General features: G+C 53.5%; 20 protein-coding genes. 10 read left to right on the forward strand and 10 right to left on the reverse strand.

The window, feature by feature from the left end; all coding sequences use genetic code 11:
- Positions 1 to 26 precede the first annotated feature (26 nt).
- A complete protein-coding gene (locus AACY26_RS18465; protein ID WP_339516166.1) occupies positions 27 to 917 on the reverse strand; it encodes an esterase/lipase family protein in 891 nt (296 codons plus the stop codon).
- A gap of 316 nt (positions 918 to 1233) precedes the next feature.
- Between AACY26_RS18465 and AACY26_RS18470 the strand changes: the two genes are divergently transcribed.
- Positions 1234 to 1464: a hypothetical protein gene (locus AACY26_RS18470; RefSeq protein ID WP_339516168.1), complete on the forward strand. Its 231-nt coding sequence runs from the start codon at positions 1234 to 1236 to the stop codon at positions 1462 to 1464.
- A gap of 19 nt (positions 1465 to 1483) precedes the next feature.
- Here AACY26_RS18470 and AACY26_RS18475 read toward each other — a convergent pair whose 3' ends face one another.
- A complete protein-coding gene (locus AACY26_RS18475) occupies positions 1484 to 2380 on the reverse strand; it encodes an AEC family transporter (protein WP_339516170.1) in 897 nt (298 codons plus the stop codon).
- Between the two features lie 192 nt (positions 2381 to 2572).
- Here AACY26_RS18475 and osmE point away from each other — a divergent pair, with 192 nt between their 5' ends.
- The 8 genes from osmE (at position 2573) to AACY26_RS18515 (ending at position 9367) form a co-directional block, all read left to right on the forward strand.
- Positions 2573 to 2938: an osmotically-inducible lipoprotein OsmE gene (gene osmE / locus AACY26_RS18480; RefSeq protein WP_339516172.1), complete on the forward strand. Its 366-nt coding sequence runs from the start codon at positions 2573 to 2575 to the stop codon at positions 2936 to 2938.
- A 133-nt stretch (positions 2939 to 3071) separates the two neighbouring features.
- Positions 3072 to 3740 carry a TetR family transcriptional regulator gene (locus tag AACY26_RS18485; RefSeq protein WP_339516174.1) on the forward strand — a complete coding sequence of 223 codons (669 nt, stop codon included), beginning with the start codon at positions 3072 to 3074 and terminating at the stop codon, positions 3738 to 3740.
- 142 nt (positions 3741 to 3882) lie between these two features.
- Entirely contained in the window at positions 3883 to 4383 is a 501-nt protein-coding gene (gene ureE / locus AACY26_RS18490; protein WP_339516176.1) for an urease accessory protein UreE, read from the forward strand.
- Positions 4380 to 5054, forward strand: a complete 675-nt coding sequence (locus tag AACY26_RS18495) for an urease accessory protein UreF (RefSeq protein WP_339516178.1) — start codon at positions 4380 to 4382, stop codon at positions 5052 to 5054. Before ureE ends, AACY26_RS18495 begins: the two co-directional genes overlap by 4 nt.
- A gap of 14 nt (positions 5055 to 5068) precedes the next feature.
- Positions 5069 to 5683: an urease accessory protein UreG gene (gene ureG / locus AACY26_RS18500; RefSeq protein WP_339516180.1), complete on the forward strand. Its 615-nt coding sequence runs from the start codon at positions 5069 to 5071 to the stop codon at positions 5681 to 5683.
- 26 nt (positions 5684 to 5709) lie between these two features.
- Positions 5710 to 6282, forward strand: coding sequence for a HupE/UreJ family protein (locus AACY26_RS18505; RefSeq protein ID WP_339516182.1), 573 nt, complete (start codon positions 5710 to 5712; stop codon positions 6280 to 6282).
- A gap of 138 nt (positions 6283 to 6420) precedes the next feature.
- Entirely contained in the window at positions 6421 to 7329 is a 909-nt protein-coding gene (locus tag AACY26_RS18510) for a glycerophosphodiester phosphodiesterase (RefSeq protein WP_339516184.1), read from the forward strand.
- 1450 nt (positions 7330 to 8779) lie between these two features.
- Complete coding sequence (locus AACY26_RS18515) at positions 8780 to 9367, forward strand: LOG family protein (protein ID WP_339516186.1); 588 nt, start codon at positions 8780 to 8782, stop codon at positions 9365 to 9367.
- 47 nt (positions 9368 to 9414) lie between these two features.
- Here AACY26_RS18515 and AACY26_RS18520 read toward each other — a convergent pair whose 3' ends face one another.
- The 7 genes from AACY26_RS18520 to AACY26_RS18550 all read right to left on the reverse strand — a co-directional run bounded on the left by AACY26_RS18520 (position 9415) and on the right by AACY26_RS18550 (position 17997).
- The gene (locus AACY26_RS18520) at positions 9415 to 10188 is read right to left on the reverse strand and encodes a type IV pili methyl-accepting chemotaxis transducer N-terminal domain-containing protein (protein WP_339516189.1); all 774 of its coding nucleotides are present in this window, start codon (positions 10186 to 10188) and stop codon (positions 9415 to 9417) included.
- A gap of 377 nt (positions 10189 to 10565) precedes the next feature.
- Positions 10566 to 12716 (reverse strand): lipase family protein, encoded by a 2151-nt coding sequence (locus AACY26_RS18525; protein WP_339516190.1) that lies wholly within the window; start codon positions 12714 to 12716, stop codon positions 10566 to 10568.
- Positions 12717 to 12722: 6 nt separating this feature from the next.
- Positions 12723 to 13499, reverse strand: a complete 777-nt coding sequence (locus tag AACY26_RS18530) for a hypothetical protein (protein ID WP_339516191.1) — start codon at positions 13497 to 13499, stop codon at positions 12723 to 12725.
- A gap of 6 nt (positions 13500 to 13505) precedes the next feature.
- Complete coding sequence (locus AACY26_RS18535) at positions 13506 to 14282, reverse strand: hypothetical protein (RefSeq protein WP_339516193.1); 777 nt, start codon at positions 14280 to 14282, stop codon at positions 13506 to 13508.
- 6 nt (positions 14283 to 14288) lie between these two features.
- Entirely contained in the window at positions 14289 to 15074 is a 786-nt protein-coding gene (locus tag AACY26_RS18540; RefSeq protein ID WP_339516195.1) for a hypothetical protein, read from the reverse strand.
- 44 nt (positions 15075 to 15118) lie between these two features.
- Positions 15119 to 15961 carry a DUF4123 domain-containing protein gene (locus AACY26_RS18545; RefSeq protein WP_339516197.1) on the reverse strand — a complete coding sequence of 281 codons (843 nt, stop codon included), beginning with the start codon at positions 15959 to 15961 and terminating at the stop codon, positions 15119 to 15121.
- Positions 15958 to 17997, reverse strand: a complete 2040-nt coding sequence (locus tag AACY26_RS18550) for a type VI secretion system Vgr family protein (protein WP_339516198.1) — start codon at positions 17995 to 17997, stop codon at positions 15958 to 15960. The genes AACY26_RS18545 and AACY26_RS18550 overlap by 4 nt, the downstream gene beginning before the upstream one ends.
- 218 nt (positions 17998 to 18215) lie before the next feature.
- Here AACY26_RS18550 and AACY26_RS18555 point away from each other — a divergent pair, with 218 nt between their 5' ends.
- Positions 18216 to 19163 (forward strand): DUF808 domain-containing protein, encoded by a 948-nt coding sequence (locus AACY26_RS18555; protein WP_339516200.1) that lies wholly within the window; start codon positions 18216 to 18218, stop codon positions 19161 to 19163.
- Between the two features lie 105 nt (positions 19164 to 19268).
- Here AACY26_RS18555 and AACY26_RS18560 read toward each other — a convergent pair whose 3' ends face one another.
- Positions 19269 to 20117, reverse strand: a complete 849-nt coding sequence (locus tag AACY26_RS18560; RefSeq protein ID WP_339516202.1) for a mechanosensitive ion channel family protein — start codon at positions 20115 to 20117, stop codon at positions 19269 to 19271.
- Between the last annotated feature and the right edge of the window lie 18 nt (positions 20118 to 20135).

The raw sequence follows: 20135 nt of genomic DNA on the forward strand, positions 1-20135 counted from the left end.
CGCTGGGGCCAACAATGGTTGAGACTTCACAGCCCTGCATCGCGCAGACGCTGTGCATGCTCCACATACAGTCGCACAGGGTCCGCACCTTTACCGACAAGGCCGAAGGTCTGGTTGATGATATCGAAGTGATCAAGCGGGAAATCGTCGCCAATCACCTTCCCCAGGTGCGAGCTGTAGCGCCCAACCATGCCGTCACACTGGCCGGCTTCACGGCGAAAGGTCTTGGCAAATATTCGACACACCAGATTTGGCCCGTCAACCCGGTTGCCGCCACGATTGGTGATCCCCGGCTGCAGCGTTCCGGACCACGAATAGTAGCGAACCCCATTGACCTCGCCAGCCCCTTCCCCTCCCCAATGCTCAGGCAAGCCTTGTGGATACTTGCGATTAAAGGCCGCAACCCCTTCGCTGGTTAATGAGCCATGTGCGGCCGAAATATCAACAGGTAAAGGCGGCCCTTTGTAACCAAGTTCAAGCCAACCCATGACCCGCGCAAAGCCAACCAACAGCAACCTCAAGCACGTCTCGGCGAGACTGCCCTTGGCCGCTTTCCGGGCCAAGAAATCAGCGAGTTCCGAACCATGATTTGGCCCTGCGATTGAGGTCACGGAGGCGACCCATTGCGGCTGCAATGCTGCCGCATAGCGTGCAGTCAACGCACCTTGGCTGTGCCCTAACAGATGCACCTTTTCGGCACCGGTTTTGGCCAGCACATCTCGAATGTGCGCCAAGAGTTGCTCGCCACGTACCTCGCTGGAATTAAGCGGCGAAACCTGGATCGCAAAGACCTTGGCGCCGCTCTTGCGCAATGCACCGACAATCCCGTACCAATAGGGGTATCCCAGCAAACTCACATAGCCCAACATCCCAGGCACCAAGACCAATGGGTAGCGCACCGCCGCAGAATGACTCATCACCTGACGTCCTTGTTTCTACTGGATTGAAAAACTCGCGGACAAAAGTCGCGCATTGGCTGCACTTGGGCATGGATGACAAGTCATGCGCTCAGGCACTTTTCGCAGGGAGCTTAGCAACAGCCTCCCCCATCGGGCCTGATGCTGTAGCTTAGCCGCCTTTGGCAAAACAGCACTTCACAACGGCGTTGTACGCTGTCAGCAGTCGCCATCAGCACAGTCGATGAATACTATTAAAGCGCTCAAGTTCTTATTTTTCGCCACATCTCTAGTATTGACTCCCGTAAGCATCACAACCCAATTCGAGGAGTCAGTCATGAAAAGCAAATTCGCTATCAGCTTGGTCCTAAGCCTATTCGCCGCACAGGCATTTGCACTGCCCAGCTTCAGCCCACAGCCGTTGTTAAGTGAACTTAAAGGCAGCCAGGAAGATATTAAAATCCTGGAACCTTTGGCCGAAAACGGCTCGTCTCGCACCCCAGGCGCGCAATTTCGCATCGCCGAAGGTGGCGCCCAACGCACCATTGATGCCCGCACCACTGGCTAATGCAGTGCGACGGGACTTCCTAAATGACCAATAAAACCCAAACAGGTAGCGTCAGCGCACCAAGAACGGTGGATAAAAACACCGTGGAGCTGACGCTACGCACATCATCCTGAGTTTTTGCAAAGCCGAGAATATTCACCCCGCTCGGGCACGCAGCCATCAACACCAGCACACTTCGTGCACCATCGCTCAATTGTGGCAAGAGACCGCTGAACCACCAAACCAGTGCCGGAAAAAGCACCAGCTTGGTTACCGTCAGCGCGAGCACACTGATGCTTGGCCGCAATCGAAAACGCGACAGGCTCGCCCCCAATACAATCAGCGCACAGGGCAATGCCGCCTGCCCCAACCAAGTGACCATTTTCCACAGCGGCTCCGGCGCAACCCAGCCCGACAGGTTAAGCAGTGCGCCCAGCAACAAGCCGATGATCATTGGGTTGGCCAGGTTTTTCAGCAATGCAGGCACATTGACCCGCTCCGGGCTACCGAACGCGGCGTAGAAGCTCTGCATCGAAAACAATGTCAGGCTGTGAAACACCAGAATGGCGAACAGGTACACCAAGCCATCATGGCCCATCAAGGTGGTGACGATTGGAATACCGACCAGCACATTGTTGGAAAACGCAGCGGCCAGGCCCAGCGGTGTCGCCGCGCCGCTCTGGCGATGGACGATAAAGTTGACCAGGCCAAACACCAGCACCACGGGAATAAAATAAGCGAGCAATAAGGTGACCGATAACCCATCGGCCAGCGGTGCCTTGGCGATGCCGGCAAACAACAGTGTCGGCATAAACAGCTTGAACGTGATATTGGCCAAGCCAGCGGCACTCTCAATACTCAACCATTGGCGCCAGCCCAACAGATAACCGAGTACGATCAAGCCAAAGATCGGCAAAATTGCTAGAACAGCAGGCATATTCCCAAGGCTCCTCAACTACGTCACAACCGCCTGACGCGCCCTGACGTGCCAGCTAGAGAGCCTGCAAGCATACCTGCAGCGCACTTATAATTCGACGGTATAAAAGCCCAGGAACACAACTTCTAAAGCGATCTACAGTCATAAGACTCATGCATTAAAGTGATTGCTGATTTTAAACAGGAGAACATCATGAATAAGAAAGTTCTGGGCATTGCTTTTACTTTAACCGCCCTCGCTGGCTTGTCTGGCTGCGCTGGAGACAAGCCGGAGAACCCGGTTGACTACTTCACCTTCAATGACCAGCCATTGGTCAGGGATGTGGTGGACGACATGACTAAAAAGGAAGTGTTGCAGCTCGGCGGCCAACCTTCATCGGTCATTAACCGCAGTGTTGAACCTGGAACCTGTAACAACTATATCCTCAACAATGAGGGTCACCAGCAGCCGTATTATGTGAGCTTCAACTCGGCGGATCGTGTCGACAGCAAAGGCTTTATGAGCTGCCAGCAAATGGAAGAAAATGCCCGGGCCCGGGCGCGCGTGTTAGGTTACTGACCCGCTGCAATCAAACCTCCAGGACAATGCTGGTACTGCGTTGAGTGCGCGCAGCAGGCACAAGCACGCTAGAATCGACGCCCTTGCGAGCCATTTGTTAAAGTGTGCTGCAATCTTCCGGAAGTCTTGACTGATGCAACCTCGCGCCGAACAAAAACTGCAAACCCGCCACGCCTTGATGGATGCGGCTCGCAGCCTGATGGCCGGAGGTCGTGGCTTTTGCAGCCTGAGCCTGCGTGAAGTCGCACGTTCAGCGGGCATAGTCCCGACCGGTTTTTATCGGCACTTTCAGGACATGGACTCACTGGGCTTGGCCCTTGTGGCTGAAGTCGGCGAGACCTTTCGCGGGACCATCCGCAAGGTTCGCCACAACGAATTCGAGCTGGGCGGATTGATCGACGCATCAGTACGCATCTTCCTCGACGCAGTGGATGCCAATCGGCCCCAGTTCATCTTTCTCGCCCGTGAGCAATTTGGCGGTTCGCTGCCTGTGCGCCAAGCCATCGGCGCCTTGCGGGGTCGCATAATGTCCGATCTTGCGGCGGACTTGGCCCTGATGCCCAAGCACCAGCATCATGATCGCGAAGAACTTGAACTGCTCGCTGACATGATCGTGAAAACGGTGTTTGCCACACTGCCGGAGCTGATCGACACCCCGGCACAGCCATTACCACCTCACCTGCAACCCGCCGCCAAGATGATCGAGCAACTACGAGTCATCTTCATCGGCGCTAAATACTGGCACGTTCCCGGCACCCAACCCCTGGCCAAGCACCTGCGACGCACCAAAGTGGCGCAATAGCCGCTGTATCGCACCAAATAAGCCCCAAGCCACGCATCAACAATAATCACGCAGACGCTACAACCCGCACCATTTCAGCGCTTCACAGCATTGGCAAGCCCCTTGCTCTGTAACACTGCATTGTCCTGCAGGAAACTAACGCATGCTGGTGATTCATCAACGTATCAAGCCTCAGGAAAAATGGGACGCAGAGCTGCTGCTGACCTTTGAGGCTCGCAGTAAAAGCCGCCTACGCTGCTTCACAACAACGGGTGAAGACGTCGGTCTGTTTCTTGAGCGCGGCCAACCACCCCTGCACGATGGCGAATGCCTGCAAGCTCAGGATGGACGGGTTATTCGCGTCGGCGCCCGCGCCGAACAACTGCTGCACGTGACTTGCGACAGCCCGTTTGAGTTGATGCGCGCGGCCTATCACCTGGGTAATCGCCACGTCGCCTTGCAACTGGGTGATGGCTGGCTGCGCCTCCCCGATGACTACGTACTCAAGGCCATGCTCGAACAACTCGATGCCAAGGTTGAATTGATCGAGGCGCCTTATCAGCCAGAACATGGCGCCTACGGTGGCGGCCATCACCACTCACATGCAGGTGATGCCGAATTCAGCTATGCACCGCGCCTGCACCAGTTTGGTGTGCGCAAGTGAATAAAGCCTGGGCGCTGTTACGTCTGGCCAGCCCGCAGCTGCCCATTGGCGGCTACAGCTACTCGCAAGGCCTGGAAATGGCGGTGGAGCAAGGCATAGTCAAGGATGCGGCCAGCGCACAACGCTGGATCAGCGACCAATTGCTATGCAACCTCGCACGTTTCGAAGCTCCCCTGTTGCTCGCCCACTGCCAGGCAGCACAGCGCAACGACTGGCAAACGCTGAAGTCGCTCGCCGAGCAACACCGCGCCAGCCGCGAGACCCGCGAATTGCGCCTGGAAAGCCGGCAGATGGGTTATTCAATCCAACAACTCTTGCAAGGCCTGCCCGAACTGGATGCGCCCGCCCGCGAATTCTTCGAAAGCCTGCAAGAACCAGGGCTCGCGCTTGGCTGGGCCTTGGCTGCACGGGCCTGGCAAATCGACTCGAACGACGCATTGGCCGCATGGCTCTGGGGCTGGCTGGAAAACCAACTGGCGGTGCTGATGAAAACCCTGCCCCTCGGCCAACAAGCGGCGCAACGCCTGACATCGACCCTGTTGCCGGTGTTGCAACAGGCGCAACAGCTATGCAATCAAACTGAATCCGCTCACTGGGGCAGCGCCGCATTTGGCCTGGCCTTGGCGAGCATGGCGCATGAGCGCCAGTACAGCCGACTATTTCGCTCCTAAAAGGAAACTCCAACATGAACAGCCAACCCTTGCGCGTCGGCATCGGCGGCCCGGTCGGTTCCGGCAAAACCGCTTTGACTTTGGCCCTGTGCCTGGCCCTGCGTGAACGCTACAACATCGCCGTCGTGACCAACGATATCTACACCCAGGAAGATGCCCAGTTCCTGGTGCGTAACGAGGCCCTGGCCCCCGAGCGCATCATCGGTGTTGAAACCGGTGGCTGCCCGCATACCGCTATTCGCGAAGATGCCTCGATCAACCTTGAAGCGGTTGATCAGTTGAATAAACGCTTTCCCGGCCTCGACATCATTCTGGTCGAGTCCGGTGGTGACAACCTGTCGGCCACCTTCAGCCCGGAACTGTCGGACCTGACCATCTATGTGATCGACGTATCCGCCGGTGACAAGTTGCCGCGCAAGGGTGGCCCCGGCATCTGCAAGTCAGACTTGCTGGTGATTAACAAGGTCGACCTCGCTCCGCTGGTGGGTGCATCGCTTGAGGTCATGGACCGCGACACCAAAAAAATGCGCGGCGACAAACCCTTTGTTTTCAGCAACCAGAAAATTGGCCAAGGCCTCGAAGACATCATCGCCTTCATTGAACGCCACGGCATGCTCAACGCTGCCTGACTCGAATATCCACAAGGACGCTTATTATGAACCTGCGTAAATCCCTGTTTAGCCTTGCCCTGTTTCTCACGCCTGCGCTGGCATTTGCCCACCCCGGTCATCACGAATCCGGACTTATGGCTGGCCTGGCCCACCCTGTATTTGGCCTTGACCATCTACTGGCCATGCTCGCTGTAGGCCTTTGGGCAGCACAACAACAGGGCGCGGCGCGTTGGACATTGCCGGTAACCTTCGTCAGCAGCATGCTGATCGGTGGCGTACTGGGCTTTAGCGGTGTCGAGATGCCGTTGATGGAAACCGCAATTGCTGGCTCGGTACTGGCGTTCGGCGTGCTGGTTGCGGTTGCTGCTCGCCTGCCAGCTGTCTTCGCCATCACGCTCACCGCTGTGTTTGGCCTGAGCCACGGCATTGCCCACGGCCTTGAGCTGCCCGCACTGGCAAGCCCGGCAACCTACGCTATTGGCTTTGTTGTGGCCACTGCGGCACTGCATGCCAGCGGTTACGCCCTGGTGCGCTTTCTGCCACAAACAGCCGCGCCCCTGGTGCGTATTGCAGGTGCAGCTTCTGCGCTGACCGGTGCTTGGTTGCTTGCCGGCTAGTTCCAGGGTCTATCGCACTATACCTACAGCCGTGCGGCTGTAGGTTTATCCCCAATACCCACAACTGTGCTCCAGTTCATCAGCCACTTAGCCTCTACTCTGTCATAGTCAATTAGCCCCCGGACCGGACAGAAAATCATGTTGCGCCTCGCCCGTTTCCTTATTGCCCCCACGTTACTGATTGCCATCGCACTCGCAGTGTTGGCGCTGACCAGCAAACCTGCGCAAACACCCAAGGTGCTCAGCTCATTTGACCAGCAACCCCTGGTCATTGCGCACCGAGGCGGCCGTGGATTGTGGCCAGAAAACAGCCTGTTTGCCTTCCAGCGCGCCACTGCACTGGGTGTGGATATGCTGGAAATGGATGTACGCCTGACAAGCGACGGGCAAGTCGTGGTTATCCACGACGACAGCGTTGACCGCACGACCAATGGCGAAGGCCCTGTGAATAGTTTTACCTTGGCGCAACTGCAGCAACTGGATGCGGGCTACAGGTGGACAGCCGATGGTGGACAGAGCTACCCATACCGCGGCCAGGGCATCGGCATCCCATTGCTCGATACGGTGCTGCAAGCTGAACCCAAAATGGCCAAGGTCATCGAGTTGAAGCTGGCGGACAATAGCCTTGTGGACAAAGTCTGCCAGAGCCTGGACCGCAACGAGCAACGCGACCGCGTGATCATTGCCAGCTACTACGAATCCAACCTGGTCCGCCTACGCCACAACTGCCCTGGGGTCGCCACCTCAGCTAGCCCAAGCTCGATACGCCTCTGGCTCGCGATGGACTGGCTGGGCCTGAGCCGCGTGCTTTCGCCCTCTTATCAGGTACTGCAAATCCCCCCTCGCCACAGCGGCGTGGAGCTTGCCAGCCATGCATTGATCGAGTCGGCGAAAGCACGCGGTCTCAACGTGCAGCTGTGGACAATCAACGAACAGCCAGCCATGCGCAAGCTGATTGACTTAGGCGCCCAGGGATTAATCACAGATTACCCTGACCGCGCACTGCAGCTACTGGGCCGCTCTACCCGTATCAGCGCCTTGCAGTAATTGATCAAAAAACGTACAGACCCAGCAACACCTAGTCTTGCGTGGCTCACAGGTCTTAACCCGCAGCTTATCCACAGAAGCTTACACAGAGATCTGGGATAACTGCGCTTGTTAAAATCATAAGCCACTGAAATAGCGGAATAATTTCTTGACTCTGGCGCTTTATCACAGACTTTTTCTGGGTTGAAAATCACTGTACAAAAAACAACCATCCCGCGCAAAGCCTCGATTTCACTGGGCTGTGACGATGCATACCCTAGTTATCAACAGGACTGCCCACAGCAGACGGGGACAACTTTCAGCGCCAATGCAAAACCTGAACAAGGTCCTAAGCCACTGATTTAGTTATTTAATCTATACCGATCAAAAAACGTACAGCGGCGTGCGAGCCTAGTCTCCCGGGGTATTGGTAACTTAGCACGCAGCTTATCCACAGAACCCTGCACAGAGAAACTGGATAACTATTTGAAATGCCTCGTTCAGCATCGCAAATAGTTAAGAACTCGCTTGACGAGTGACCATTTTTCTCGGGGCATTTACACCAAAATATGGCTGTACAAAAAGTAACCAAATTGTGCAAAGCCCCTGCTTACAAGGGCTTCAGCAATGCATACCCTAGTTATCAACAAGACTGCCCACAATTGCCGTGGACAAATGTCGTGGGCGCTTGGCTAGTTTTTAGCTAAGCGACTAACTCATTGATTCAGCAGTTTATTAATATTGGTCAAAAAACAAACAGATGGCCGAACACCTAGTACTTAAAGGCTTTGCTGGCTTAGCTCTCAGGTTATACACAGCTCGCTCCACAGAGAAGTTGGATAACTGTGCACAGAAGTAAGTCCAGACGCCTAAATAATTAACTTTTTGCTTGACTAAACGCCTTGATGAGCCTGTTTTTTTAGCCTGAAACGGGCTGATCAAAAAACAAACAATATCCTGCAAGCCTTTATTTATAAGGCATGCAGCAATACATACCATAGTTATCTACAGGCCTACCCACAGCAGCCGTGGACAACTTGATCAGGCTGAAATGGCAGGTGGATAACTGTTTAATGCACAGCAAGCAACTTTTGATCAAAAAACGTACAAACATCTGTAAGCCTTGTATTACACGGCATACAGACCGATACGCCCACCTTACCCACAGCTCACTCCACAGTCTTTGTGTGCAACTGCTGGTGAATACTATTAAGCCGATCAACTCAATCAACAAGCCACTGCCAACCCGCAAGGCTAACCTGACTTCATCAATAAGGAGCCACTTTTATGAACAGCCAACAGAATCACCTAAGCCAACTGCTACAAAGCCTGCTAGCAGCGTATGCGGGCGGTAACAGCGGCGTAAGCCCATAGACAGGAAACCGCGTGGACAGGTGCAAACACAGCATCCAAATGGTTTTGGGCAGCCAATAAAGCTAACCTGAGCATAAAACTGTTCAGGAGCAAAACCATGAGTTTGCGTTCGATCTGTGTGTTCTGTGGCGCGAGTATCGGGGCCAATCCAATCTACCGTGAAGCGGCAATAAAGCTTGGCCAACACCTTGCCCAGCACGATATCCAACTGGTGTACGGCGGCGGTGCTGTCGGCCTGATGGGGATTGTCGCAGACGCAGCACTGGCGGCTGGCGGTGAAGTGATCGGTATCATTCCACAGAGCCTGAAACGCGCTGAAGTTGGCCACCAGGGCCTTACCCGGCTCGAAGTGGTTGATGGCATGCACGCGCGCAAAGCACGCATGGCTGAGCTTAGCGACGCCTTTATCGCACTGCCCGGCGGGCTTGGCACCCTTGAAGAACTATTTGAAGTCTGGACCTGGGCGCAACTTGGCTACCACAGCAAGCCGCTGGGTCTACTCGACGTAGAGGGGTTCTACAGCAAGCTGGGGGACTTTCTCGATCAGTTGGTAGAAGAGCAGTTCGTGCGCGCCAATCACCGGGCCATGTTGCAACTCAGCGAAACACCAGATGAACTGCTCACATTGCTGCAAAACTGGCAGCCCCTAGAAGCGCCGCGCTGGCAGAACAGCAAGCCGGACTAGACCTCTTGCCAGACCGCAGCGCCCCTATTCAAAAGGGGCGCGACTTGCTAAAGGCTATCGGTACTTAGCCCTGCGTACAGACGAGTCATCTCATTGAGCTGACGGAACATCGAGTCTGCATTGATCGCAACAATGGTTGGCACAAAATCCTTGGAGGACAGCGCCTTGCTTGCGAACTGCCACTTAGCATCGGTCTTGCGCAGCGCTTCGGCGATTTCCGGATTAGGCGCGTTGCTGGCCTGAAGCTCCTGCATGATGCTGCCAAACTCCTTCACGGACGCATCAAACTCGGCATCCAGGTTCGCTGCCGTCACACCCCAGGCGCGCGCCATGTAGAACATTGCTGTGCGTTGGGTCAGTACGCGGTTCCAACCACTGCGATTGATTGCGTGAGAGGCTGCGTCGCCGTTGTGCTTCTCTAGCAGATCGACCATCTGCTGGCATTCCTTAACCAGCTTCTCGGCCGTGGCCAACACAAGCGCGGCTTGGGCCTTATCCGGCTGCACAGTGATCATTGGCTTGTATTCAACCCAGATCGCCTCAACCTTCGCCAGCGACGCGCGGATCTCATCATCTGGGGCGTAGTCTTTCAGTTGCTGGTGATGCTTCTCGAACAGCGCGATGCTCTCGTCTCGCTGGCGTATGGCAGACGTCACCTTCACATCGGAGCCGATCATCATGTAATCCTTGGCGATAATCTGCCCAAGGCTGCGCTGCAGGCCAGCCATATTCATCGCTTCCAGGGTCTCCATCTGCGCCCAGCTTGCAAAACTGATCAATAGACTGCCACCGAACAGCAACGCACGCATAAAACCTTTCATATACAAGAAATTCCTTACTTCGCCTTCAGGCGAACATCAAAAGAACATCGATCACAGCGCAAGCGAGGGCGCTATGAGGACAGAGGACGCTGTATTGTTCTTATGAAATGGGCGTGCGTGAATGCAAGGGGATAAACATTCCGTCGCCAGCAGCGGGCCGGCATTCTAATTCATCACAGTGCCAGCAGTTTGCTACTGTTCACAAAGTTTGAAAGCACTGGTGAGAGATTGCAGTGGAGGCAATTGGCACCCAAGATAATCTCGGGCTGCCCCGGGAAAACCCTCGCTGTGTATAAGCGCCAGACCCGCCCCACCTGCAGCTACTTCCGGTATATCAATCAATACCTTAAGCAACAGGCGGGGTTGGCAGTGCTGGGTTACGCATACCGTGGTGCATTACTTGCGGCTGGGGCAACTTGAGCCAGTCGCTCAGCTTCCTGGATTTCTTTAAGCTCACGCCACTCGGCCATCAGCTCAGGCATATCCGCGCGTTGAGCGTGCTCACCAAAAACACTCTGAAAGGTGACCACTCGTTGAGCTTCTGCCAGTAACCGGGCACGTACTTGATTGAGCTTTTTGCTTTGTACAGCTTGCAATGACTTCGCTTCGGAGATGCCGTTGTTATACATCGCCAGCAGTTCTAAATCGGTTTTGCGATAAAAGCGCATATCGTTGCGCGTCGCACGCTTGAAGCTGAGGAAAGAGTCAGCTTGCCAAGCGTTTACTTGTTGCTCAACCTGTTTGATTTGCGGCTCTAAATCTCTAAGTTCTTGCGGGGTGAACAAAGCCCCCTCACGCTCGGTCGCACTGGCATACCAGCGTACAAGTGTGGTCAATCCTGCCCGGCTATAACCTGTGTCACTGGAGTGCTCACCCATATTAATGATTTGCCTGATAAATCCGGCGCGTTTGGGCATATCGCCTTCCAAGCTTATACGTCCAGCGAACTCAGCGCAGGCCTGCTGATCAATAGACTCACACCCCGACTGCCAGAGAATCGATGCCTCACTGCCGCCATTAGGCTTACGCGGCATATAGTGACGCTGTTGCCCATGGTGCTCGTAGTTATCACCCTTAAGGTTAATCAACCCGCCCAGCAATAAACCCGCGCCAACTGGCGGCGAACTGAACAAGACAACGGTACCCGCCAGTGCGACTTTCCACTCAGCGTCCATCCAGGTTGTTGGCACGGAAGGCACCGGATCATTGTGGTTAACCAAGCGATGGTGAGTCAGTGCGCTGGCACCGGTAACAAAGCCTTGATCCCCTGCACGAGGGGAGCCGAAGGTGTAAAGCAAAGTGTCATCATATGACCACTCTCTACGCAGCCACTCAGCCAGTAATAATGCAATGGCGCCACCTAGGCTGTGGCCGCATACGATGACGGTCTGTTCGCCTGTGTAAAATGCATCGAGATAACGCTCAACAAATGGTTTCACGGCTAGAAACGCATTATAAAATCCACGGTGTGCTTGCCCTTCACCTTCAGCATAAGGTACTTGCCGGGCGTCCATATCGCGCAGCCCATCGGCCCCACCAGCCGTGCCCCTTACAGAGATTAAAACCACCTTGTCATTGTGCGTAATAAACGCTTGGCTTTCAGTCTCTCTATCAAACAGAAAATGTACATCTTCGGGATTTTCCCACCCTTCTGCTGCCTCTTCTGTATAAAGCGCAGGGTCATAAGGCATCACCTCTAAGCGCTTTGAGTAGGGCACCTCTTCATAAAGCAAGTTATACGGCCCTGCATCATTAAACTGCTGAGCTTTTTTCAGTGCAGCCAGTTGCTCACGCAACACATTGCCAATAGAACCTTGTTGCTTATAGGGCGGCGGTGCTGATTTATAAGGGTCACTTTCAGTGCTAAAGGGTGCATAGACAAATGTGGTCATCACCGCCAGATGATAAGCGTTTAAGGCGCAAAACGCTTTATCCCGAGATAATAATGGGCTGTAGGCACGCAGTGCCTTTACTTCAAATACATGATGTTGGCAGGGCTGTAACTCCACACACTTTTCAGTGGCTGCGTTACTGGCCTGCACTAACTTGACTGATGGTTTAGGTCCCCACGAGGAATCAGTATCTGGAAGATGCCCGGTATGCTCGGTAAAATCACGAACTTCAATCCGATAAAATTTTGCATTTTCTTTGACGGCACGTTGCTCCGCCAGATAGGTATTTCCAGATAACAGACGCGGCCCATGAGCTGACCGCTCTGCTGCAACCTGTAACTGCGTAAAGGATATCTTAAATTTTCGACGAATCAGGAGCGTTTTGTACCACGGATCTTTATCTCCTGCGTCGAGCTTTGCAACAGACAAAGTCAAAATACCGCTGCAAATATTATCTATTCTCACATATCCATCTGAGTCTAAATTTCCGCTATGTTTTTGACCTAAAGCATCAGTAGCAGTAAATTCTAAACCTGCATAGTCGTCCCCGACCCCATGCTCATTGACAAACCGAAAACTGACCCATGCTTTTCGCATAGGACAATTTAGTAATATAGCTTTTTTAGAGCCTTCCATAGCAATTTACTCCGTGCAGCTTGGGTAAACCGTACATACACGGTCATCCATTTTGAATTTTTGAAATACTGGAGGGGTTTGACAGTTCGGCCAACCCTTTTTGGGCAAGCAAGGTTTCCATCCTGCGGGGAACTTGACCCAAGTGTCATCCTGTGCAGGCTCCTCCTCCGGATTTTCATTTATATTTATAGTCAACACTTTACCCGGTAGATTTTCAGTAACAACATAAGCACCATCACCCTTGCAATCCAGTAACTTGCTAATTTCACCCTGTCGCGACTTAGCCTTAGTCATTTGAAACCACCACGTACACTGAGCTTCTTTGACTAACTCACCTTGTGTATTAAAGTCAGGGGCTTTGGCTGGCAATTTATCAACAACCCTTAAACCGCCATTATCATAGGTTTGCTGCCAGTCCTTTTCTCCGTACCGACCTGTCGTATAGAGCGCCACCCGCGCAAGTGTTAGCGTACATAAGCCTTTGTGATAACTAACCGGGATTTTAAACTCATAACTGTGTGGCGTATTATCCTGTGTACTTTTATAAGTATTTCCATCACCGCGTGCGCTGCATGTGCCATCGGTTGAACCATAATAGGCTTCAGCTTTTATCTTGAAGTTGGCGGGCAGCGTACCGCGCAAGGTAAAGGTATCCGCCCCATCAAAGGAAACAAGGGATAACGCGCCCTCCTTTGCTGCATCACTCGCAAGGCTACAACTCGCCAGAGTAAGACCGCTGATAAAAATCAATAAGCCACGTTGTAAGCGATAAATAACGTTCAATCTAATTTACTCCGTACAATTTGGGTAAACGCTGCACTCTTGATCATTCATCCGGAAAGTTCTAAATTTCGGTGGAGATGTGCAAAGCTCTTCGTAGTCAGTCCCCCACCTACCGGTACATGGCTTCCAACCGCTTTGGGTCTTTAGCCAGTAACCATTCATATATGGTTCTTCTTCAGAATTTTCATTTATATTTAACGTCAACACTTTTTCCGGGAGAGTTTCACCAACAACATAAGCACCCAGATTCTTGCAGTTTAGGAGCTTACCCAATTCCAAGTACAACTTACTAATTTGGAAATTCCACGTACACTGTGAGTTTACGAGCAACTCCCCTTGCTCACTAAAACCAGGGGCATTCGCAGGTAACGGATCAACTAGCCTTATGCCACCATTATCGTAAGTTTCTTGCCAATCTTTCTCGCCGTACCGACCTGTCGTATAGAGCGCCACCCGCGCAAGTGTTAGCGTACATAAGCCTTTGTGATAACTAACCGGGATTTTAAACTCATAACTGTGTGGCGTATTATCCTGCGTGCTTTTATAAGTATTTCCATCACCGCGTGCGCTGCATGCACCATCGGTTGAACCATAATAGGCTTCGGCTTTTATTTTAAAGTTGGCGGGCAGCGTACCGCGCAGGGTAAAGGTATCCGCCCCATCAAAGGAAACAAGGGATAACGCGCCCTCCTTTACTGCATCGCCCGCAAGGCTACAACTCGCCAGAGTAAGACCACTGATAAAAATCAATAAGCCACGTTGTAAGTGATAAATAACGTTCAAAATAACTCACTCCGTGCAATTCGGATAAACACTGCACTCTTGATCATTCATCCGGAAGGTTCTAAATTTCGGTGGAGATGTGCAAAGCTCTTCGTAATCAGTTCCCCATCTACCTGTACATGGTTTCCAACCGTTCTCAGCCTTTAGCCAGTAACCATTCATATATGGTTCTTCCTCCGGATTTTCATTTATATTTATAGTCAATACTTTTCCCGGTAAGTTTTCAGTAACGATATAAGCACCAAGACCCTTACAATCCAGTAGCTTGCTAATCTCACCTTGTCGCGACTTAGCCTTTGTCATTTGAAACCACCACGTACACTGAGCTTCTTTGACTAACTCACCCTGCGCATTAAAGTCCGGGGCTTTGGCTGGCAATTTATCAACAGCCCTTAAGCCGCCGTTATCATAGGTTTGTTGCCAATCTTTCTCGCCATACCGACCTGTCGTATAGAGCGCCACCCGAGCAAGTGTTAGCGTACATAAGCCTTTGTGATAACTAACCGGGATTTTAAACTCATAACTGTGTGGCGTATTATCCTGCGTGCTTTTATAAGTATTTCCATCACCGCGTGCGCTGCAGGCGCCATCGGTTGAGCCATAATAGGCTTCAGCTTTTATCTTGAAGTTGGCGGGCAGCGTACCGCGCAAGGTAAAGATATCCGCCCCATCAAAGGAAACAAGGGATAACGCGCCCTCCTTTGCTGCATCGCCCGCAAGGTTACAACTCGCCAGAGTAAAACCACTGATAAAAATCAATAAGCCCCGTTGCAAGCGATAAATAACCTTCAATCTGATGTGCTCCATAAAGCAACTGAGTGATGACACAGGCGCAATTAGTTGGATCGCAAAACTGCGCTCAAAACATCTACACAACGGCCATAATGTTGTGCAGCCGTTTCATCATCGCGTCGGGCCCAAACTGACAGGTCCGCAGTTGCAGGGTGCATTTTGTGGATGAGCAAGAACTCGAGTTGTGCGGGTTCACTCCAACCCCAAGCCTTTGCTAATTGCAATTGCTCATCCAACCAAGGGTCGAGGGGTTGAGTTTCAATTAACGCACTGGTTGCGTGAGGGTGTTCTTCCCACAACCATTGCTTGAGGTTGTGGCGGACGATGGCATCGGTTACTGGCGCTGGCTCAGCGATGTCTAGCCAGGGAGCCGCAAAGGGCTTGGGATAAAAGTCTGGCCTCGGATTATCAAAAGCGACCCACTTTTCTGCGTCCCAGCAAATTGCGCTGTCCATTAAGCCCAGTAGCAATGGCCGCTGCGCAACTTCTAACGTGCTTAAGTGATGGGCCATGACGCGGTTATCTTGCAGGCGATACAGCGAGCGCTTAGTACCATCCTCAATCAAAGTGCGATCCAACCAATGCTGGGTGTGCAAGTGGATATCCATTTGCGTGGTGCTGGCTATCCACCCCCAATTGGTTTCAGGTGTTGCCAGCAACTCTTTGACCAAGTTTATTTGCTGCCCGCTCAATCGTACCAACCAAGGGCTAGCGCCAATAAAGCCTGCCAGCGCACTACTGGCATAAACCCGCGTGTAGTCGTGCATGACATCTGCCCCAAACAAATACTTGATAGGGTCTGGGTCAGCCATGCTGTCGATCACTAATATGAATTCGCGCTGCTTCCGTCGCTGCTCAATCAGCCAGTCATTCACCACTGTGTTCATGAGGCAACGCCGGTTTCACAGACACCTCCAGCACACGCCTCGCAGATAGGACAACGACTAGCGCCGACTTGGCGAGCTGTTAGCGCCATGGGCAACTCCCCCGGCATTGCCTGGTCCGCTGGCTGGCCGATTTTTGGCAGCAGCAGGGCGATCCCGGAGCCAACGCCAGGGGCGCCGCCGGAGTTGATTTTGATGGTTGCACCGCTGAAGGTGATGCCGCTTGGGTCGACTTTGACAAAGCTGCCGCCACCCGCTGCGGTCAGTTCCATGCCTGCATCGATGACGATTTTGCTACCCGCGTAGTAATGGATTTCTGTACCGGCTTCGACGAACTGGCCCACACCTACTTTCGCATGTTGGGTCACGCCGACATTCAGGTGGTCGCTGGCGTCGACCGCGGTCTTGCGGTCGAGATGGGTCGTGCGCTGTTCTTCAGCCTTGAATTCGCTGTAGCTGTTGGCTTCGACTGTGTCGTGACGCTCGTTGCCAACACGGATTTTCTGGTCGTTTTCGACCCGCTGATCCCAATCGCGCTGGGCGTGGACGAAGATCTGTTCCTGGCCGGCCTTGTCCTCAATGCGCAGTTCATTGAACCCACCACCGCCAAGACTGCTGTTGGTTTTGAAGGTGCTGCGGGTTTTATGTTCGGACAGCGCATAAGGCACGGCGTTTTCTTTGTGGTACAAGCAACCGCTGACCATGGGTTGGTCGGGATCGCCCTCGAAGAAGCTCACTAATACTTCCATGCCGATGCGCGGGATGGTCACTGCACCATAGGCGTTACCTGCCCAACTGTTACTCACGCGCAACCAGCAGCTGGTTTGCTCGTCCGCCTGACCGACGCGATCCCAAAAGAACTGTACTTTCACCCGGCCGTATTCGTCGCAATGAATCTCTTCGCCTTTGGGACCGGTGACAATCGCCCTTTGCGCGCCTTGGACTTTAGCTTTGCGGTGCTTGAGCGCCGGGCGGAAGGTGATATCCCAGGGTGTGGCGACAAAGTTGTTGCGGTAGCCCTGGGTGAAGCCGTCTTCAGCCTTAGCATCGCTGCTGACCGACTCTTCAAGCACCTGTGGCTGGCGGCCTTGATGCTCGACGCTGTGGATCAGCCACAGATCGTTGTATTGCGCGCGTGGATGGTTGCTCAAACTGAGGAAACTGCCGCTGAGCAAACTCGCATCACTGCGCCCGGCAGCCACTTCATAACTGCTGCGCAGGCGTTCCAACGCACGTTTGGCTAGGTGTTTTCCACGCGCACGCTCGGTAAAACGGCCCGGATATTCGTAAACATCAAGCTCGGGCAAGAACTCGGCCTTGTATTCGCCGTCGAGGGTTAGCTTGGGCTTTTCAAAGTTGTAGTCACGGAAACTGGCCGCGCTGCTGCGGGTTTCCAAGGTGACCAACAGCGATTTGACCACCGCATTGGCCGCAGCCATGCCACTGTCGGGGTGATAAGCCAGGGGCGCAAGCGTGGGAAATACGGTTTGGTCATCGCCAAACACCAGCACATGGCCGTCGGCACTGTGTTGGAAGTGGAAGCTGATGCCTTCTTCTTCGCACAGGCGTTGAATAAAGTGCAAATCGGTTTCATTGTATTGCACGCAGTATTCGCGCTCAGGATAGACGTACGGCCCAAGCTGAAAACGATAGGCATCCGCTTGAATACCGTGCTTGTTGAGCACGTCACTGATGATTTGCTGCACGGTCATGTGCTGGAAGATGCGTTGATCGGTACTGTGCATCAAGTACGCAAGCTGGGGCCTGAGGCTGATGTGATAGCGGGTCAGGCGTTTGCCGGAATCACCCTGCTGCGCCGAATAAATAATCCCATGAACACCCTTTTGCTCGGGCCCAAAGCGTAGGTAGGCGGGCTGATTGATCAGGCCATCGAGGTCAAGATCAGGCTTTTCGCTAACCAGTTCGATGTCAAACTGATACAGCTCATTTAGCGCTTCCGAGCCGTCGAACTTGAGTACTTGCAGGTCTGCCGTGAAACCTGAAACCGTCAACGAAATATGCGCTTGATTGGCATCCATCGTGCCGAGCCTCCGTCCATGGGTTATATAAGAATCCCAAGAGTGCCGCACCAAGCGCTTTAGGACAATGCTTTGGTGCCATTAGCTTGCGGCAAGTCACCAATATTGCTGTAAAACACATCCATCGGACACCACATCTCTAATCGCTAAATGCTTGATTGTTGGGCTAAGGTACTGCTCAGATACTTCAAGCTTCGCAGACCAAAGGAATCCCTTACATGGCAGGCAGTAGCCTTTTAACCCTTCTGGATGACATCGCAACCGTGCTCGACGATGTGTCGTTGATGACCAAGGTTGCAGCCAAGAAAACCGCAGGCGTACTGGGTGATGACTTGGCACTCAATGCCCAGCAGGTCACTGGCGTGCGGGCTGAACGAGAACTGCCGGTGGTGTGGGCGGTTGCCAAGGGCTCGCTGCGCAACAAGTTTATTCTGGTGCCCGCAGCCCTGGTCATCAGCGCACTCGCACCTTGGGCGGTAACACCACTGCTGATGTTTGGTGGCGCCTTCCTGTGCTTTGAAGGCTTCGAGAAGCTGGCTCACAAGTTTTTGCACTCCAAGGAAGAGGATCAACAAGAAAAAGCCGAGCTGCTTGAGGCCGCGAGCAAATCACCTGAGGAGGTCAAGGCATTCGAGCGAGAAAAAATCGGCGGTGCTATTCGCACTGACTTTATTCTTTCGGCCGAAATCATTGCGATTACCCTGGGCACAGTCGCTGGAGCACCGCTGACGCAGCAGATCATCGTGGTCTCGGGCATTGCGCTGGTGATGACGGTTGGCGTTTATGGTTTGGTTGCGGGCATCGTCAAACTGGATGACGCCGGGCTCTATTTGAACGAACGCCAAGGCGAAGGTTTGTTCACACGCGCCACGCGCAGCTTTGGTCGGGGCATTTTGTTCGCAGCTCCTTACCTGATGAAGAGCCTGTCAGTGATTGGCACCGCTGCAATGTTCCTGGTCGGTGGTGGCATCCTTACCCACGGAGTGCCAGTTGTGCATCATTGGATAGAGCAAACGTCCGAGCACCTGGCCACCAGCTCTGGCATCGAACTGATGAGCAGTGCAGCACCTGTGCTGCTAAACGGCGTAGCGGGCATTATCGCGGGTGCGATCGCGCTCGTGCTTGTGACGCTGGGGACTAAACTATGGAAGGCGGTCAAAGGCTAATAGGCTGCTGACCGTCGCTATCGCCTACTGACATTTGTAGGGCGGGCAACGCGAAGCTTGCCCGCCGTTGTTCAACCAGTTGATCACCAACAGACCGACTCAGATTCAACCAGCCTGCTGCATGATCACCGTTTGCGCGGGCATTGGTGCCGGGAAGCCCGCCTCGCCCAGTGCATCCTTGATCATCTTGTTGGTGTCGAAGTACACCTGCCAATAGTGATCAGTGTGGCAATAAGGCCGCACCGCCATCACAGGCCCGACCAGATTGAACTCAAGAATCTCGACTTCAACCGCCGGCTCCGCCAACACATTATCAATCCCGGCAATCCGCTCTCGGAGCAGCGCAGCCGCCGCTTTATAGTCGGTAGCACCTGAAAGCTGGGCTTTGAGGTCTACCCGGCGGAATGCGTTGTGCGAGAAGTTCTGGATGTTGTCGCTGAAGATCTTGTTGTTGCCCACCAGCGTCAGCACATTATCTGGAGTATTGATGGCGGTGACGAACAAGCCAATCTCGGTAACAGTCCCCGTTACACCGCCGGCACAGATGAAGTCACCAACCTTGAACGGACGCAAGACGATAATAAAGCCGCCCGCGGCAAGATTTGACAGCAAGCCCGACCAAGCCATGCCGATGGCCAGGCCAATCGCGGCGATCAACGCAGCAAAGGTTGTGGTCTGCACTCCGAAGAAGCCGAGGATGCCAATGACCAGGAGAATGTTCAGGGTGACCGTGATGAAGTTGCCGACGTAGCGCAGAACAGTCGGATCAACATGCTGGCGCCCCAGGCCTTTTTGCACCAAGCCTACTGCAAAGCCAATCAGCCAGCGGCCAATCACCCAGAAGGCGACAGCTGAAAGGATCTTTATGGCAAATGCGGCGCCGTACTGCGTCACCAGATTGTACAGCGCGTTCATTTTTTCCGTGCCAACATTAACGATGGTTGTATCGTCCATGGTCGTGCTCCACTAAGG

Origin of the sequence: Pseudomonas sp. RL_15y_Pfl2_60 (assembly GCF_963970595.1) — a bacterium.
In the GTDB taxonomy this organism is placed as follows: Bacteria; Pseudomonadota; Gammaproteobacteria; order Pseudomonadales; family Pseudomonadaceae; genus Aquipseudomonas.

Coding starts and splice junctions, on each gene's coding strand:
- AACY26_RS18475 (WP_339516170.1), bottom strand. CDS start 2,380: ATGCCTGCTGTTCTAGCAATTTTGCCGATCTTTGGCTTGATCGTACTC.
- AACY26_RS18560 (WP_339516202.1), bottom strand. CDS start 20,117: ATGGACGATACAACCATCGTTAATGTTGGCACGGAAAAAATGAACGCG.
- ureE (WP_339516176.1), top strand. CDS start 3,883: ATGCTGGTGATTCATCAACGTATCAAGCCTCAGGAAAAATGGGACGCA.
- AACY26_RS18545 (WP_339516197.1), bottom strand. CDS start 15,961: ATGAACACAGTGGTGAATGACTGGCTGATTGAGCAGCGACGGAAGCAG.
- AACY26_RS18550 (WP_339516198.1), bottom strand. CDS start 17,997: ATGGATGCCAATCAAGCGCATATTTCGTTGACGGTTTCAGGTTTCACG.
- AACY26_RS18515 (WP_339516186.1), top strand. CDS start 8,780: ATGAGTTTGCGTTCGATCTGTGTGTTCTGTGGCGCGAGTATCGGGGCC.
- AACY26_RS18505 (WP_339516182.1), top strand. CDS start 5,710: ATGAACCTGCGTAAATCCCTGTTTAGCCTTGCCCTGTTTCTCACGCCT.
- AACY26_RS18525 (WP_339516190.1), bottom strand. CDS start 12,716: ATGGAAGGCTCTAAAAAAGCTATATTACTAAATTGTCCTATGCGAAAA.
- AACY26_RS18510 (WP_339516184.1), top strand. CDS start 6,421: ATGTTGCGCCTCGCCCGTTTCCTTATTGCCCCCACGTTACTGATTGCC.
- AACY26_RS18485 (WP_339516174.1), top strand. CDS start 3,072: ATGCAACCTCGCGCCGAACAAAAACTGCAAACCCGCCACGCCTTGATG.
- AACY26_RS18465 (WP_339516166.1), bottom strand. CDS start 917: ATGAGTCATTCTGCGGCGGTGCGCTACCCATTGGTCTTGGTGCCTGGG.
- AACY26_RS18470 (WP_339516168.1), top strand. CDS start 1,234: ATGAAAAGCAAATTCGCTATCAGCTTGGTCCTAAGCCTATTCGCCGCA.
- osmE (WP_339516172.1), top strand. CDS start 2,573: ATGAATAAGAAAGTTCTGGGCATTGCTTTTACTTTAACCGCCCTCGCT.
- AACY26_RS18520 (WP_339516189.1), bottom strand. CDS start 10,188: ATGAAAGGTTTTATGCGTGCGTTGCTGTTCGGTGGCAGTCTATTGATC.
- ureG (WP_339516180.1), top strand. CDS start 5,069: ATGAACAGCCAACCCTTGCGCGTCGGCATCGGCGGCCCGGTCGGTTCC.
- AACY26_RS18555 (WP_339516200.1), top strand. CDS start 18,216: ATGGCAGGCAGTAGCCTTTTAACCCTTCTGGATGACATCGCAACCGTG.